Source organism: Acinetobacter entericus (assembly GCF_026168575.1).
Lineage (GTDB): Bacteria > Pseudomonadota > Gammaproteobacteria > Pseudomonadales > Moraxellaceae > Acinetobacter > Acinetobacter bouvetii.
Genome location: NZ_JAPEQW010000002.1, coordinates 217,128 through 232,772 on the forward strand (window position 1 = coordinate 217,128; position 15,645 = coordinate 232,772).

A 15,645-nucleotide genomic window follows, 5' to 3' on the forward strand; every position below is an offset into this window, starting at 1 on the left:
AAGTGTATTTTTATGGTCTAGTCTACTTCTTTTCTGCGAATTAATCGACTATTTTGGAATTAATGGGGATGGGCATTCTGCAGTGAAATTATTAAATACATGGAATCTGCCTGTGAAGGCGGGCTTCTTAGCGTTGAGCCTTTTTGCTGTGCAGCAGGCACCCGCAAAACCGCGCAGCTGGGAATCTGAAAAGCCTATTCAGAGCGCAGTCGTTGAAGTGCGGGACTTTAAAAACTTAGGACTGTACCTTTACAGCCCTCAGAACGCGCCTTATCTAACGTTCAGCAGGCTGGACGCTGCATTGCGCAAACGCTGCAGGATTCTTCAATTTGCTATGAACGCAGGCATGTATCATGCAGACTTCTCACCAGTGGGGCTGTATATTGAAAATGGTCAGCAGCTGCGCGGGCTGAATAAGGCCAAACATGGATTTGGCAACTTTTTCATTCAGCCCAACGGGGTATTGGCATGGAATGATCAAAAAGCGCTGATTCAGACCACTGATGCTTTTCAGCGGAATCATTTTAAAGCCAGATACGCAACGCAATCTGGCCCAATGCTGGTGATTAACGGCAGGATCAACGCCAACTTCCTGCAGGATGCCAGCTCGTATAAAATCCGCAATGGGGTAGGCATTAAAGATCAAAAGCTATATTTTGTCATCAGCCGTGAGCCGGTCACATTTTATCAGTTTGCATCCTACTTCAAAGACAGCTTGAAAACAGACAATGCGCTGTATTTGGATGGCAGCATTTCCAGCATATATTCAAGCAGCTTAAATTTGCATGATGCATCGCCTGATTTAGGACCGATGCTTGCATATAGTGAGCCGTCAGCGTGTAAATAGGCTGAATTAGGGCAAGCTCTAACTTAAAAGCAGAAGTTAAGGCTGTTTAGAGGCCATATTCAGAAATGCGCTTTAATTTGATCTTCTGGCATTCCCATCTGTTTAGAAAGGGATTCGATCTTTTTCCAGGATTCGGCACATTCCTTCGGCATTTGGCTGCATGCGCTTAGACTGAGAATAACCATACTGCTGGTAATGACGCTAAATGATTTCATGATTGCCCTATAATTATTGAATGATTTTTTATGCTGAAAAGGCACCGAGTGAAAAATGCTGTTCAAGCTTTTCAGAGTTTTTTTTAATACAGCAGAGAATATAGAACAAAATAACAGGTTAATAAATATAAGTTAAAAGTTAGGTTTATAGTGTTTATTCAATAAAAAAGGCATTTAGTGTGCTAAATGCCTTTTTTTGAAACTCAGACCTGCTATTGGAGCGGCAAGTGCTGAAGTTCATTGAGCTCTTTGCGGCTGTAGCCTCGAGAAGCTAACACTTTTTTAATTCCAATAATGACATCTTCATCGGTGGCTTTCGCTAACGCTTGAAGAAGCTGTTCATTGGTTTTGCAAGAACAATCATTTTCAACACAAGCAATTTGATTTTTATGCTCGTTTTCCTGTTCATTCGAAAACAGTTTTTGCCAAAAACTCATAGAGCCTTCATCTGCAGCCTAACATAGGACGAAATATATCCAAACCAGTAAATAAAGCAAGCCGACAAGAGAGATAAAAGCATCAATCAAATGCTGTTTTTTCCGATTGATAGGCCTCTAATAAGCGAAATTTCTGAATCTTACTGTATGTAAGCTCTTAAGTGACTAATTTTTAATAAAATAAAAAGGGTTTTAGATAGAACCCTTTTTATGACATTAGTATGACTGGAAATAAATTGTTTAAATCTTTTCCAGCAAAACGCCAGACTCCACATGATGGGTATATGGAAACTGGTCAAACATTGCAAACTGCACAATTTTATGGCTTTGCAATAGTGTTTTCAAATTGTCATGCAAGGTATCCGGGTTGCATGAGATATAGATAATACGTTCAAAACGCTGCAGCAGTTTGAGGGTTTCATCATCAATGCCGGCGCGCGGCGGATCGACAAATACAGTGTCAAAATCATAGCTGCTCATATCAATGCCAGCTTCTTCTAAGCGGCGGAATTCACGTTCGCCATTATAGGCCTGGGTAAATTCTTCTGCAGACAGGCGGGCAACTTGAATGTTATCAATGGCGTTTTTTTCAATATTCCACTGCGCAGCATAAACCGAAGACTTTGCCAACTCAGTGGCTAAAACACGGTTAAAACGGGTTGATAAAGGCAGCGTAAAGTTGCCGTTGCCGCAGTAAAGCTCCAGCAGATCTTTGTTGGACTGCTGCGCTGCATTGCAGGCCCATTCCAGCATTTTCTGGCACACTTTTGCATTCGGCTGGGTAAAGCTGCTTTCAATTTGCTTGTATTGATAGCTGCGACCGAAAACGCTGAGTTCTTCAACCACATAGTCATCGGTCAAAATGACACGCTGTCCGCGGCTGCGGCCGTAAATTTTAATATTCAGTTTATTGGATAATGCTTTGGCGGCAGTTTCCCACTCTGCATTGAGCGGGCAGCGGTAGACCAAAGACACCAGCATTTCGCCTTTTAGCGTTGCTAAAAAGTGCGCTTCAAATAAACGGTTCGAGAGAATTTTTTGGGCTTTTAATTCATCAAGCAATACCGGCATTAATGCATTAATGCTTTGATCCGCAATCGGGAAATCTTTGATCTCGACGACTTGCTTTTGGTCATCTGCATCACGTTCGAACATGGCATAGAACATATCATCTTCAGTATGCCAAATACGGAATTCTGCACGCATGCGGAAGTTTTGCTCAGGTGAGTTAAATACTTCTAATGAGGGAGGATTAAATTCGGCAAATTGCGCTGAAATACGCTCAACTTTTGCATCAAGTTGTTGCTGATAAGATGAAGTCATATACAGAAAAAATCACAAATATGTTCAAAGCAGGGATGGTAGCAAAGATTGAACTTCAAAGGTCAAATTATTCTTTCAAAATAGCTTTTTTTTATCATTTTCAGCTGGCATAAAAAGCAAACCCGTACGGATACGGGTTTGCTTCCTCTGAGGGTAGAGGACTGGTTAGCTCATGGTCATCAGGCTGGCATTGCCGCCAGCAGCCGCAGTATTGATGCTGACCGCGCGTTCGATGACAAAACGTTCCAGCGGAATATCATACTGACCCGGTTCTAAGCGGGTAATGCCGATAATCGCGCCATCACGTGCAGCAATTTGTTTTTGCAGCTGAAGCAGCTGAGCTTTTGTGCCATGCAGCAGCACGGCATCAAACTTGCCTGTTTCAATCTTGGCCAGCACGGCGATGCGGGCGGCAACGCCTTTAGGCATCTGCTGCAAATATTTAAGGACGAAGGTGTTTTCTGCCAAGACCGCAGGCTGTGAACCGACTTTTAAAATTGCAAGCAGCTGATGGATATAATCCAGCTCTTGCTCTGCAAGCAGCAGTACGCGGCTGCGCGGCAATACGGCATACTGGTTGCTTTCACCAGTTGGGCCTTGCAATTCAAAACTTTGGCCTGCGCAGAAGTCTTCTGGCAGCTGTAGTGAATGTTGCGGAAACATGTGTTCTGCCCATTGCTTGAATTGTTCATACAGCGCTTGATGATTCGGCAGAGCTTCAGCTTTGCCTGCAGCAAAAGGCTGAGTCAGTTTTTTATGGCTGCAATGCTGCATTAAGCGGTAAGCATAGATCGGGCCGCCCGCTTTAGGGCCGGTGCCTGACAGGCCTTCGCCGCCAAATGGCTGTACACCTACCACTGCGCCGACAATATTGCGGTTAATGTATAAGTTGCCGACTTCCGCTTTGCTGATGACGGTTTGAATAGTTTCATCAATACGGGTATGCAGGCCCATGGTCAGTCCATAACCTTTGGCATTGATTTGATCAATCAGCTGATTAAGTTCACCGTATTTGTAAGTAATGACATGCAGGACTGGGCCAAAGACTTCACGTTCCAGATCATTCAAGTTTGGCAACTCAATCAGGGTTGGCACAACAAAAGTGCCTGAGGTTAAGGCAGATTGATCGCTATTTCGCATGAATTGATGAACCAGATGGCCTTTGGCGCGCATTTTATCAATGTGTGTATCAATAATGCCTTGGGCTTCAAGGTCAATGACTGGGCCAATATCCGTATTTAATAAATACGGTTTGCCGACATTCAGCTGCTGCATTGCGCCTTTGAGCATGGCAATCACGCTTTGCGCATTGTCTTCCTGCACGCAAAGAATGCGCAGGGCAGAGCAGCGCTGGCCTGCACTGTCATAGGCTGAATTGACTACGTCTAAAATAACCTGTTCTGTTAATGCCGACGAATCCACGATCATGGCATTTTGCCCGCCAGTTTCCGCAATCAGCGGAATAGACTGTCCTGAGCGGCTTAGGCGCTGCGCTGCGGTCTTTTGCAAAATTCTGGCAACTTCAGTGGATCCGGTAAACATGATGCCTTGCACACGTTCATCCGCACTCAGTTTGGCGCCAACAGTTTCGCCGCGGCCAGGCAATAGCTGTAATACGGATGGAGGGACGCCTGCATCCCAAAGCATTTGCACAGCTTGCGCTGCGATCAGCGGGGTTTGCTCAGCAGGTTTGGCAATGACTGTGTTGCCAGAGGCTAATGCAGCCGCAATTTGGCCTGAGAAAATGGCCAGCGGAAAGTTCCATGGGCTAATGCACAGTACCGTTCCTAAAGGTTCAATTTGTGCGGCATCATTCAAGTCAATGATTTGCGCCGCATAGTAGCGCAGGAAATCTACAGCTTCGCGGACTTCGGCAATGGCATTGGCATAAGTTTTACCGCTTTCACGGCAAAGCAGAACCATCAGCTGCTGCAGATTATTTTCCATGCTGTCAGCGGCGCGCTGCAGGCAGGCTGCGCGGTCATTCTTCGCTAAACTTTTCCACGCCTGCTGCGCTTCTTCTGCATTGGCTAAAGCTGAATCCACTTGATCCAAAGTTGCTTCAGTCACATGCCCGACAACATCTAAATGATCAGCTGGATTCAGCACAACAATAGATGTTGCGTCTGCAGCTGCCTGCAAATTGCCGCCCATAGGCGCGGCTTGCCATTGCTGCTGATGCAGCGCTTGGGCAGTAGCGTCTAGCGCCGAAAGGTCATGATCATTGGCTAAATCAAAACCGGCAGAATTTTTGCGCATATCGCCGTATAAATTGGCAGGATATGGAATCGCTGGATGCTTCAAGCCTGCTTTGCCTTCAGCTTGTGCGGCATCTTCGATGGTAACGCGCGGGTTTTCGATTAAGTCATCAATCTGTAAAGTTTTATCTGCAATACGGTTTACAAAGGAAGTATTTGCGCCGTTTTCCAGCAAGCGGCGCACTAGATAGGCCAATAAAGTTTCATGGTTGCCCACAGGTGCGTAGATACGGCAAGGCACGCCTAATTTTTGGTCTTTCTTATCCCCAACAACTTGCTGATACAGCGGCTCACCCATGCCATGGAGGCATTGGAATTCGTATTGGCCGGCATAGTATTTTGCTGGATCTGCCAAATGATAGATTGTTGCCAGTGTCTGCGCGTTATGCGTTGCAAACTGCGGGTAAATCAATTCAGGCGCATCCAGCAGCTTTTTGGCGCAGGCAATATAAGACAGGTCTGTATGCACTTTGCGGGTAAAGACCGGGTAATCCGCCATGCCGTCAATCTGCGCTTTCTTAATTTCACTGTCCCAGTATGCGCCTTTAACAAGACGAATCATCAAACGCTTATGACTGCGTTTTGCCAAATCAATAACGTAATCGACAACATAGAAACAGCGTTTTTGATACGCTTGAATCACAAAGCCAATGCCTTTCCAATCCTCCAGCTGCGGTTCAAAGCATAGGCGCTCTAAAAGCTGCAATGAAATTTCTAAACGTTCAGATTCTTCAGCATCAATGTTTAAGCCAATATTGTACTGCTTAGCCAATATTGCAAGTTTCAGTACTTTTTTATACAGCTCATCTTGCACGCGTTCAATCTGAGCGCGCTGATAGCGCGGGTGCAGCGCAGAAAGCTTGATAGAAATGCCAGGGCCGTCATAGACATCTTTATTGGCAGAGGATTGGCCAATCGCATGAATGGCATTGGTGTAATCATCATAATAGCGTTCTGCATCAGGGTCGGTTAAAGCCGCTTCGCCCAGCATGTCGTAGGAATAGCGGAAGCCTTTATCTTCTAAAGTTTCAGCATTTTTTAAAGCTTCGCTGATGGTTTCCCCAGTCACAAACTGTTCGCCCATCATGCGCATTGCCGCGTCAACAGCTTTGCGGATAATGCCGCGGCCGCTGCGCGCCAATAGGCCGGTCAGCAAGCCAGACAGACTGTTGGATTTTGGCGTTTCCATTAATTTACCGGTCAGCATTAAGCCCCAGGCCGCCGCGTTGACAAACATCAGGCTGCTTTGACCTAAATGGTCTTTCCAGTTGCCTTGGTTGATTTTGTCTTTAATTAATAAGTCACGGGTGGCGGTATCCGGAATGCGGAGCAGCGCTTCAGCCAAGCACATCAGTGCAATGCCTTCTTGAGAGGATAAAGAAAACTCTTGCAGCAGTCCTTGTACGATACCGGCTTTGCCTGAATCACCTTTGCGCTCACGCAAGCTGTGCGCTAAGTCAAATGCCAGCTTGTAAATACGGTCTGAAATTTCAGGATCGATTTTACTGTTTTCCAGCAAATTTTCGACAGTTTCACTTTCATCACGGCGCCATTCGCGGTTAATTTCCATTTCATATTCGGTTTTTACATCAAAAGGGGTGATATAACCGGGCTGCGTTTGGGCTTCGCTGAATTGAGATCTTGCTTCCATCATTTTTACGCCAACATCCTGTGACAGTGAAAATTTAAATTGAGTATTCGGGTTTATTTAATTTATGATCACAGAAAATATGGCGTACAACTCACTATATTTTGCTTAATTTTTAGGGAAAAATTCAAATGGCGAGCCCAATCATGACGTTGGACCGTACAGATATCAGGATATTGGATATCCTGCAAAAAGATGGACGGCTTTCGAATATTAAACTGGCGGAAATGGTGAATCTGTCACCGACAGCAGCCTTGGCGAGAGTGCAGAAACTGACTAAAGATGGGTTTATTTTAGGCTATGAAGCAAAGCTCAATCCGGACATGCTGAATAAAAGTTTTGTCGTTTTTGTTGAAATTCTTTTGGATAAAACCACGCCCAATGTTCTGGAAGAATTTACCGATGCCGTTATTCAATATCCTGAAATTGTGGAATGCCACATGATCAGCGGAGGATTTGATTTTGTGGTGAAAATCCGCTGCGCCAGCATGGAAGAATTCAGAAAGATATCAGGTCAGGTACTGTGGCAGCTGCCGGGGGTGAAGGAAACTCGCAGTTACCCTGTTATGGAAGTGATTAAGGAGTCTTCCCAGATTGAGATCAAGCAGCCGCTGAAAAAATAACAGTTCTGTACAGGCAATATAAAAGGGGCTGAGCGCCCCTTTTATATTAAATGCTTAAATTAAATCTTATTGCTTAGATTTAAGCTCAAGCATTTCTTTTTCATACAGAGCATTGGCCTGGTCAAAACGGTCAGTGACCTCTTTCGATGGCGCTTTGCTGATTAAGCTGAAAATAACAATGCTGATCAGGGATAAAATAAAGCCAGGGATGATTTCATAAATGCCTGTATCAGCCATCATGTTTTTCCACAAAATTACCGTCGCAGCGCCTACGATCATGCCTGCAATCGCACCATTCAATGTCATGCGCTTCCAGAACAAAGACAGGAGAATCAATGGGCCAAATGCTGCGCCAAACCCAGCCCATGCATAAGCAACCAGTCCAAGAACTTTGCTTTCAGGGTTGAGGGCAAGAATAATGGCAAGCACCGCAATGGCAAGCACCATCAAACGGCCAATCCAAACTAATTCTTTTTGAGACGCATTTTTACGGATGAAAGCTTTGTATAAATCTTCAGTCAATGTGCTTGAACAGACCAAAAGCTGGCAGCTGAGCGTACTCATGACTGCCGCTAAAATGGCGGCTAATACGACGCCTGAAACCCATGGGTTAAACAGGATTTTAGTCAATTCCATGAACACTGTTTCAGGGTTCGCAGTCACTGCAGCGGCATGCTCTGGGTGAATGTTGAAGTAGGCGATGCCTAAGTAGCCAACGGCAACTGCGCCGCCTAAGCAAAGAATCATCCACGTCATGCCAATGCGGCGCGCAGATGGAATGGATTTTACGGAATCCGCGGCCATAAAGCGCACGAGAATATGCGGCTGGCCAAAATAGCCCAAGCCCCATGCCATGGATGATAAAATTGCAACCACGCCCAAATCGGAAATCATATTATTTGCTAATGGGCGCACTGATTCGACCACAGCCGTAACTTGCTGCGCATGATCGCCAATTGCCATATAGGTCATGATCGGCGCCAGCAGCAGAGCAAAAATCATTAAGCCTGCTTGGAAAGTGTCTGTCCAGCTGATGGCAAGAAACCCGCCAATACAGACATAGCTGATCGTGGCGATTGCGCCAATCCAAAGTGCAGAAGTGTAATTCCAGCCAAACAAGCTTTCAAACAGGCGCGCGCCTGCAACCATGCCGGAAGCGCAATAAATGGCAAAAAAGATAAGAATCACAAATGCTGAAATAATACGCAGAATTTTTTTAGTATCACCAAAACGGCTAGTGAAATAATCTGGCAATGTTAATGCATTATGCTGTACTTCGGTATGAACGCGCAGACGTCCAGCGACCAGCAGCCAGTTGAGCCAAGCACCGATAATTAAACCAATTGCAATCCATGCTTCTGATAAGCCGGATAAATAAATTGCGCCAGGCAAACCCATCAGCAGCCAGCCGCTCATGTCAGATGCGCCAGCAGAGAGTGCGGTAACGACGCTGCCTAAGCTGCGCCCGCCTAAAATATAGTCGTCAAAATTTGTCGTTGCCTTGTAGGCGTAAAGCCCGATGCCAAGCATTGCCACGATATAGAAAATAAACGTGATTAGCGTTGGATTGAGTTGGCTCATAACTATGCCATCCATTGTCTGTTCAAATGACCATCTTTCCAAAGATGAATTATTGTTCGATATGACCGAGGTGCAGATTCAATCATAATTTAAAAATTACGCTCTGTTACAATTGAGTGCTATTTATTATGGTTTTGTGAAACTGTTTGTAAATTTGGTTACAAAGAAAAGAAATTCATTGATTTTCAAAATTTGGCTGTATGTCTGAATATTATCCAGCCGGCCGAGCTGTGTTGAAAAGCAGATGATGTAAACGGCAATTTCAAGATCGTTAGAAATCACGCCAGACTCTAAAGGAAGTAGAGTAAGTTAATTTACGAATTGTTACAGTATTTACGTAAAGGCTTTGCTGTTAATAATTTATTGCATAATAAAATAAAAATGTTGTGGAGTCGGCTATAAGACAAGATACGATAATTTTGCACAACTATGGTGCATTTATAGAGAGTATGTAACGTGTCGATGGTTCAATTGGAAAAAACAAGAATAGAGCGTGATTTGCTGGGAGCAAAAGAAGTCCCAGTAGAAAGCTATTACGGCATTCATACTTTGCGGGCATTGGAAAATTTCCAAATTTCTTCGAATAAGGTGGGTGAGAACCTGCCTTTTATCCGCGCTTTGGCGCAGGTGAAAAAAGCATCGGCAAAAACCAATTTGCAGTTTGATAAAATCTCAGCAGAAATCAGTACGGCAATACAGCAAGCCTGTGACTGCTTAATTGCAGAACCTGAACAGTGGAGCCATGCTTTTCCGCTGGATGTGTATCAGGGCGGCGCAGGGACATCGATTAATATGAACTGCAATGAAGTCATTGCCAATATTGCATTGGAACAGCTGGGTTTGCATAAAGGCAGCTATTCACATATTCACCCGAATGATCATGTCAATAAATCACAATCTACCAATGACGTTTATCCAACCGCTTTGCGTTTAGCGGTGTATTACAGCTTGGATCAATTGCTGGCTGTCTTGCGCACAATTATTGACAGCATTTACGCAAAATCCGCTGAATTCGAGTTTGTGATAAAAATGGGCCGTACGCAGCTGCAGGATGCTGTGCCGATGACATTAGGGCAAGAATTCCGCGCTTTTGCGACTTTATTAAAAGAAGACTTAAAGCTGATTGATTCAACCCGCCAGCTGCTGTTAGAAATCAACCTAGGTGCGACAGCGATAGGCACAGGGGTGAATACGCCAGCAGGCTATGCGGAGCAGGCGGTTCAGTCATTAAAAGAAATTACGGGTTTGGCGCTGATTGGCGCGGAAGACTATGTTGAAGCCACCAGTGATTGCGGCGTATTTATTATTTTATCCAGCACATTGAAGCGCCTTGCTGTCAAATTATCTAAAATCAGCAATGATTTGCGCCTTTTGAGTTCTGGTCCGCGTACGGGTTTGGCTGAAATCCACTTGCCTGAACTGCAGGCGGGTTCTTCGATTATGCCAGCCAAGGTCAACCCTGTGATTCCAGAAGTAGTCAATCAGATTGCGTTTAAAGTGATTGGCAATGATTTGACGGTGACATTGGCTGCAGAAGCTGGCCAATTGCAGCTGAATGTGATGGAACCAGTAATTGCTGTATCAATTAATGAATCGATTAACTTGCTGTGTCAAGCCATTCAGACTTTAGATGTAAAATGCATTCAAGGCATTCAGGCGAATGAACAGGCTTGTTATGATGCCGTCATGCGCAGCGTCGGCATTGTTACACTGCTGGATCCAATTTTAGGGCATGCCAAGTGCGATGAAATTGGCAAGCAGTGTATTGCCGAAAATAAAACCATTCAGCAGGTGGTTTTAGAGCAGGGCTTGCTGACACAGCAGCAGTTGGATCATATTTTTGCTTTTGAAAATTTAGTGTCGGAAGTAAAGTTTGGGCAGTCCGCATTGGCTCAGGTATCTTAATGAAAATCGATGATTGCATGTGATGCGTTTTAAAAGTACGGGTGCAGTCAGTTTTGAATAAAACGCCATATAAAAAGCAGCCGAATTGGCTGCTTTTTATATGAATGCAGAAAACAGTTGAATCTGAAGCCGCTGATTCGTTCTAGAATAGTGTTTTACTGCTTAATCTATAAAATAGCCATGTTCGATAAAATTTCCTCCATATTTAAAAGCAATAAGCCAACAGCTGAGCAGCTGTATAAGGAAGAGCATCAGATTTCATTTGAAGAAGGTGCGGGGTATATCATCAAAGGCATTATGCTGAATCAAGAGCATGGCAAACGTTTAGAGCATTTATCTAATCGCCGTATTTCAAGTTTTGACGATTTGAAAGCTTTATATAGCGCAGCCATAATTATCAATGAGAAAATTGATTTGGAAATTGCTCATCGGCGTTTTACAGCGCATTTAGGCAATACTGAAGAAAATCTGCTGGAATTAAAGCGCTGTATAAAAATATTAAATGACTATTACAGAGGGTTTCTGCGCGACCGTACATAGGCTATATCTGCCGTCTTGCCAGCAAAGAAAATGAAACTTTAAGCTGGCAGGCAAAAAGCAGGTAAGGAATAAATACATCGTGCTAAAATAATACACATGTTGTTTAGACTTTAAAGCTATATACATGTTCCAACAAGAAATATCACAACTGAAACTTAGCCAGCTCAAGGCTGGTGAAAAGCGCTGGATTGGCAATTTGCAGGGCTCGGCGGCTGGTCTGCTGTTTAAAGAAATTGCAGTGCAGAATAAGCAGCTGTTTGTCATTGTCGCCCGCAACAGCCAGCATCTAGGCCAGTTGGAAAGTGAGCTGGAATTTTATGGAATAAAGCCCACAATTTTTCCTGATTGGGAAATTTTGCCTTATGACCGCCTGTCACCGCATCAGGATATTGTGTCGGAACGTTTGGCAATTTTATCAAATATGCCGAAATTAGGCGTGTTGCTGATTTCTGCGTCTACTTTAGCGCAGCGCATTGCGCCGGTTTCATGGGTGCTCGGTGAGCATTTTGATATTAAAGTTGGACAGAAATTTGATTTAGAACAGCAAAAACTCAAACTGATTCAAGCGGGCTACCATCTGGTTGATACGGTGTATGATCATGGAGAATTTGCGGTACGCGGCAGCATCATGGATATTTATGCTTCAGGTCAATCTGCGCCTATACGCATAGACTTGTTTGATGATGAAATTGAAACCCTGAAATTTTTTGATCCTGAAACGCAGCGCACTTCAGAAACACTGCAAAATTTTACTGTGCTCCCAGCTAAAGAATTTCCATTAAAGGAAGGCAGAGCTGTATTTCGCGACCGCTATGCGGATATGTTTCCAGCAGCCAATCCAAAGAAAAATCCAATCTATCAGGATGTTTTAGAAGGCATCGCATCTCCTGGGCTGGAGTTTTATCTGCCTTTATTTTTCAGTGCTGAAGCAATGCAAAGCCAAAGTACGCTGATGGCGTACTTGCCAAAGAATGGCATTGTCATTACAGATAAAGACGTTGATGATGGCTTGACCCAGTTTTGGAAAGAAGCAGTACGCCGTCATGAAGAGCGCCGGCATAATGTTGATCATCCTATTTTAGCGCCAGAACATCTGTTTATGCAGCCGAGTCAAGTGCTGGAGCAGTTGAATCTTTTTGGCCGGGTGATTGCATCAAGTGAATGCTTTGAAGAAAAACTGGGTGTGCTGAATATTGAGTCGGAATTGCCGCCTAGGCTGCCTGTGGATCCAAAGCGGGAAAAGCCATTTGCCGAAGTTAAAAATTATATAGACCGCAGCGGCCACCCAGTGCTGCTGGTTGCAGAAAGCGCCGGCCGGCGTGAAACATTGAAAGATGCTTTGCGTCCGTCTTTAGGTGATATTCCGTACGTCTCAAATTTTAATGATTTTATCGAATCACTGCATGCCGTTGCCATTACCAATGCGCCTTTAGAGCGCGGTTTATTGCTGCCCGGCAAGATTACCGTCATTTCAGAAAATCAGCTGTATGAACACCGTGTAGTGCAGCGCCGCCGCAAACGTCAGCAGGATGTTTCCGAAGAGTTTTTAATCCGCAGTTTAACCGAGCTGAGTCTAGGTGCTCCGGTAGTGCATATCGATTATGGTGTAGGCCGTTATGCAGGGTTAGTCACCTTAAGTATTGATGATCAGGATCATGAGTTTTTACAGCTGGATTATGCAGATGCTGCCAAGGTTTATGTGCCTGTAACCAACTTGCATCTGATCAGCCGTTACAGCGGCGGTGATCCTGATTTAGCGCCTTTGCATAAGCTGGGTACAGATGCCTGGAATAAAGCAAAACGTAAGGCCTTAGAGCAGATCCATGATGTGGCTGCAGAGCTTTTGCATATTCAGGCGCGCCGCCAGTCTAAACCGGGCTTTGGGTTTGAGCTGGATCAGAGCCTATATATGCAGTTTTCCAGCGGTTTTGCATATGAAGAAACATTGGATCAGGCCAATGCGATTGAAGCCACGCTGCATGACATGCAGTTAGCCAAACCGATGGACCGTTTAGTATGCGGTGATGTCGGTTTCGGCAAAACTGAAGTGGCGATGCGGGCGGCCTTTGTTGCAGTGCAAAATAACAAGCAGGTTGCCGTTCTGGTGCCAACAACGTTATTGGCGCAGCAGCATTACGAATCATTTAAAGACCGTTTTGCCGATTGGCCGGTACGGATCGAGGTGTTATCGCGTTTTGGCACATCAAAGTCACATACTAAAACGATTGAAGATTTAGCTGAAGGCAAAGTGGATATTGTGATTGGCACACATAAGATCCTGCAGGAAAATGTGCAGTTCAAAAATCTGGGACTGATGATTGTTGATGAAGAGCACCGCTTTGGCGTGCGTGACAAAGAGCGGATCAAAGCCCTGCGCGCAGATGTGGATATGCTGACTTTGACCGCAACACCAATTCCGAGAACGCTGAATATGGCTTTCAGCGGTATGCGGGATTTATCGATTATTGCGACGCCGCCCGCCCGCCGTTTAGCCGTAAAAACTTTTGTGCAGGAACATACAGCTGAATCTATTAAAGAGGCGATTCTTCGTGAATTGCTCCGCGGCGGTCAGGTGTATTTCCTGCACAATGAAGTGGATACCATTGAGCGCACAGCCGAGAATATTCGAGACTTAGTGCCGGAAGCACGTGTAGCCGTAGCGCATGGCCAGATGCGCGAGCGTGAGCTGGAGCAGGTCATGCAGCAGTTTTACCACAAAGAATACAATGTGCTGGTGTGTTCAACCATCATTGAGACAGGCATTGATGTACCAAATGCCAATACCATATTGATTGAACGGGCGGATAAACTGGGTTTGGCGCAGCTGCATCAATTGCGCGGACGGGTTGGCCGGTCTCATCATCAAGCCTATGCCTACTTGCTTGTACCGTCGATCAAAGGCTTAAAAGGCGATGCGGAGAAACGCCTTGACGCGATCAGCCGTGCATCAAACCTAGGTGCGGGCTTCATGCTGGCGACAGAAGATTTGGAAATCCGCGGCGCAGGTGAGCTGCTGGGTGAACAGCAAAGCGGCTCGATGCAGGCCATCGGATACAGCCTGTATATGGAGATGCTTGAAAAAGCCACAAAGGCCATTCAAAAGGGCAAAGCCCCAAATTTCGATGCGCCATTGTCATTGACTGCAGAAATTACTTTGCATATGCCCGCTTTAATTCCAGATGAATATTTGGGTGATGTGCATCAGCGCCTGCTGTTCTATAAACGTATCAGCAATACAGACAGCACAGACAAATTGGATAATATCCGGATGGAGCTGATCGACCGTTTTGGTGTGCCGCCGCAGCCGGTCAAGCAGCTGTTCGCTGTGCATCAAATCCGCCTCAAAGCAGAACAGCTGGGCATTACTAAAATTGATATCAGCAGTCATGGCGGGCACTTAGAATTCTCACCGGATACTCCTGTGCAGGCTATAAGCATTATTCAAATGATGCAGAAACATCCGACCTTTTTTAGAATGGAAGGCGGGCAGCGCTTAAAAGTCATGGTGATGCTGGAAGATTATGAAAAGCGCATACAGTTTTTGAATGATCTGCTGGATAATTTAATGAAAGAATTGCATTGAATGTAAAGTTTTTTTACTGAATGGCGGTATGTGCAGCAGCATTTCTGCACGTATTTTATTCTTTTTAAGAAATCTTTGATTTTTTTCATAAATTTATTAAAGTTTTATGTGTGATTTAATTCAGCTAAATGCAATGATATTTATACTGAAAACATAAAGCTGAGAATATTCACGTCCATAAGGATGTGATAGTATTGGCTATCATTCTAATTTGCATCATTTATAAAGATATGTTTAGTTTACATCCACAACTTGCTCAAGATACGTTTTATGTAGGCGATTTTCCACTGTCAACATGTCGTTTAATGAATGATATGCAATTTCCGTGGCTCATTTTGATCCCTCGCGTACCAGGCGTTACAGAACTTTATGAACTGAGCCAGGCTGATCAGGAGCAATTCCTGCGTGAATCGAGCTGGCTGTCAAGCCAATTGGCCCGTGTATTCCGTGCCGACAAAATGAATGTTGCTGCTCTGGGCAACATGGTGCCGCAGCTGCATTTTCATCATGTCGTACGCTATCAAAACGATGTGGCTTGGCCAAAACCAGTATGGGGCACGCCAGCAGTTCCATACAGCAACGATGTACTGGCGCATATGCGTCAAACTTTAATGCTTGCACTTCGCGGTCAAGGCGACATGCCATTTGACTGGCGCATGGATTGATCAGAAAGCGGTCTATAACG

10 protein-coding genes are annotated in these 15,645 nt (G+C 44.8%); 6 read left to right on the forward strand and 4 right to left on the reverse strand.

The window, feature by feature from the left end:
* Window positions 1-82: 82 nt before the first annotated feature.
* On the forward strand, window positions 83-847 hold the full coding sequence (locus tag OKC24_RS02585) for a phosphodiester glycosidase family protein (protein WP_131275856.1): 765 nt from the start codon (window positions 83-85) through the stop codon (window positions 845-847).
* A gap of 427 nt (window positions 848-1,274) precedes the next feature.
* Here the strand turns inward: OKC24_RS02585 and OKC24_RS02590 are convergent, their stop codons facing one another.
* The 3 genes from OKC24_RS02590 to putA form a co-directional block, all read right to left on the reverse strand.
* Entirely contained in the window at window positions 1,275-1,499 is a 225-nt protein-coding gene (locus tag OKC24_RS02590) for a hypothetical protein (protein ID WP_130144758.1), read from the reverse strand.
* A 240-nt stretch (window positions 1,500-1,739) separates the two neighbouring features.
* A complete protein-coding gene (gene trmA, locus OKC24_RS02595) occupies window positions 1,740-2,822 on the reverse strand; it encodes a tRNA (uridine(54)-C5)-methyltransferase TrmA (protein WP_131275855.1) in 1,083 nt (360 codons plus the stop codon).
* Between the two features lie 165 nt (window positions 2,823-2,987).
* Window positions 2,988-6,734: a trifunctional transcriptional regulator/proline dehydrogenase/L-glutamate gamma-semialdehyde dehydrogenase gene (gene putA / locus OKC24_RS02600; RefSeq protein WP_265464717.1), complete on the reverse strand. Its 3,747-nt coding sequence runs from the start codon at window positions 6,732-6,734 to the stop codon at window positions 2,988-2,990.
* A 125-nt stretch (window positions 6,735-6,859) separates the two neighbouring features.
* On the opposite strand from putA, the gene OKC24_RS02605 reads away from it, so the two are divergent.
* Window positions 6,860-7,351 (forward strand): Lrp/AsnC ligand binding domain-containing protein, encoded by a 492-nt coding sequence (locus tag OKC24_RS02605; RefSeq protein ID WP_018572631.1) that lies wholly within the window; start codon window positions 6,860-6,862, stop codon window positions 7,349-7,351.
* A gap of 66 nt (window positions 7,352-7,417) precedes the next feature.
* Here OKC24_RS02605 and putP read toward each other — a convergent pair whose 3' ends face one another.
* Window positions 7,418-8,932 carry a sodium/proline symporter PutP gene (gene putP / locus OKC24_RS02610; protein WP_130144764.1) on the reverse strand — a complete coding sequence of 505 codons (1,515 nt, stop codon included), beginning with the start codon at window positions 8,930-8,932 and terminating at the stop codon, window positions 7,418-7,420.
* Window positions 8,933-9,394: 462 nt separating this feature from the next.
* Between putP and OKC24_RS02615 the strand changes: the two genes are divergently transcribed.
* From OKC24_RS02615 to OKC24_RS02630, 4 genes are all read left to right on the forward strand, one after another.
* Entirely contained in the window at window positions 9,395-10,837 is a 1,443-nt protein-coding gene (locus OKC24_RS02615; protein WP_130144855.1) for an aspartate ammonia-lyase, read from the forward strand.
* Between the two features lie 180 nt (window positions 10,838-11,017).
* Window positions 11,018-11,377 (forward strand): hypothetical protein, encoded by a 360-nt coding sequence (locus tag OKC24_RS02620; RefSeq protein ID WP_130144775.1) that lies wholly within the window; start codon window positions 11,018-11,020, stop codon window positions 11,375-11,377.
* 124 nt (window positions 11,378-11,501) lie between these two features.
* On the forward strand, window positions 11,502-14,960 hold the full coding sequence (gene mfd, locus OKC24_RS02625; protein ID WP_130144777.1) for a transcription-repair coupling factor: 3,459 nt from the start codon (window positions 11,502-11,504) through the stop codon (window positions 14,958-14,960).
* 230 nt (window positions 14,961-15,190) lie between these two features.
* On the forward strand, window positions 15,191-15,625 hold the full coding sequence (locus tag OKC24_RS02630; protein ID WP_018572632.1) for an HIT domain-containing protein: 435 nt from the start codon (window positions 15,191-15,193) through the stop codon (window positions 15,623-15,625).
* The last annotated feature ends 20 nt before the right edge of the window (window positions 15,626-15,645 follow it).

Coding starts and splice junctions, on each gene's coding strand:
- OKC24_RS02590 (WP_130144758.1), bottom strand. CDS start 1,499: ATGAGTTTTTGGCAAAAACTGTTTTCGAATGAACAGGAAAACGAGCAT.
- OKC24_RS02605 (WP_018572631.1), top strand. CDS start 6,860: ATGGCGAGCCCAATCATGACGTTGGACCGTACAGATATCAGGATATTG.
- mfd (WP_130144777.1), top strand. CDS start 11,502: ATGTTCCAACAAGAAATATCACAACTGAAACTTAGCCAGCTCAAGGCT.
- putP (WP_130144764.1), bottom strand. CDS start 8,932: ATGAGCCAACTCAATCCAACGCTAATCACGTTTATTTTCTATATCGTG.
- putA (WP_265464717.1), bottom strand. CDS start 6,734: ATGATGGAAGCAAGATCTCAATTCAGCGAAGCCCAAACGCAGCCCGGT.
- OKC24_RS02620 (WP_130144775.1), top strand. CDS start 11,018: ATGTTCGATAAAATTTCCTCCATATTTAAAAGCAATAAGCCAACAGCT.
- trmA (WP_131275855.1), bottom strand. CDS start 2,822: ATGACTTCATCTTATCAGCAACAACTTGATGCAAAAGTTGAGCGTATT.
- OKC24_RS02615 (WP_130144855.1), top strand. CDS start 9,395: ATGGTTCAATTGGAAAAAACAAGAATAGAGCGTGATTTGCTGGGAGCA.
- OKC24_RS02630 (WP_018572632.1), top strand. CDS start 15,191: ATGTTTAGTTTACATCCACAACTTGCTCAAGATACGTTTTATGTAGGC.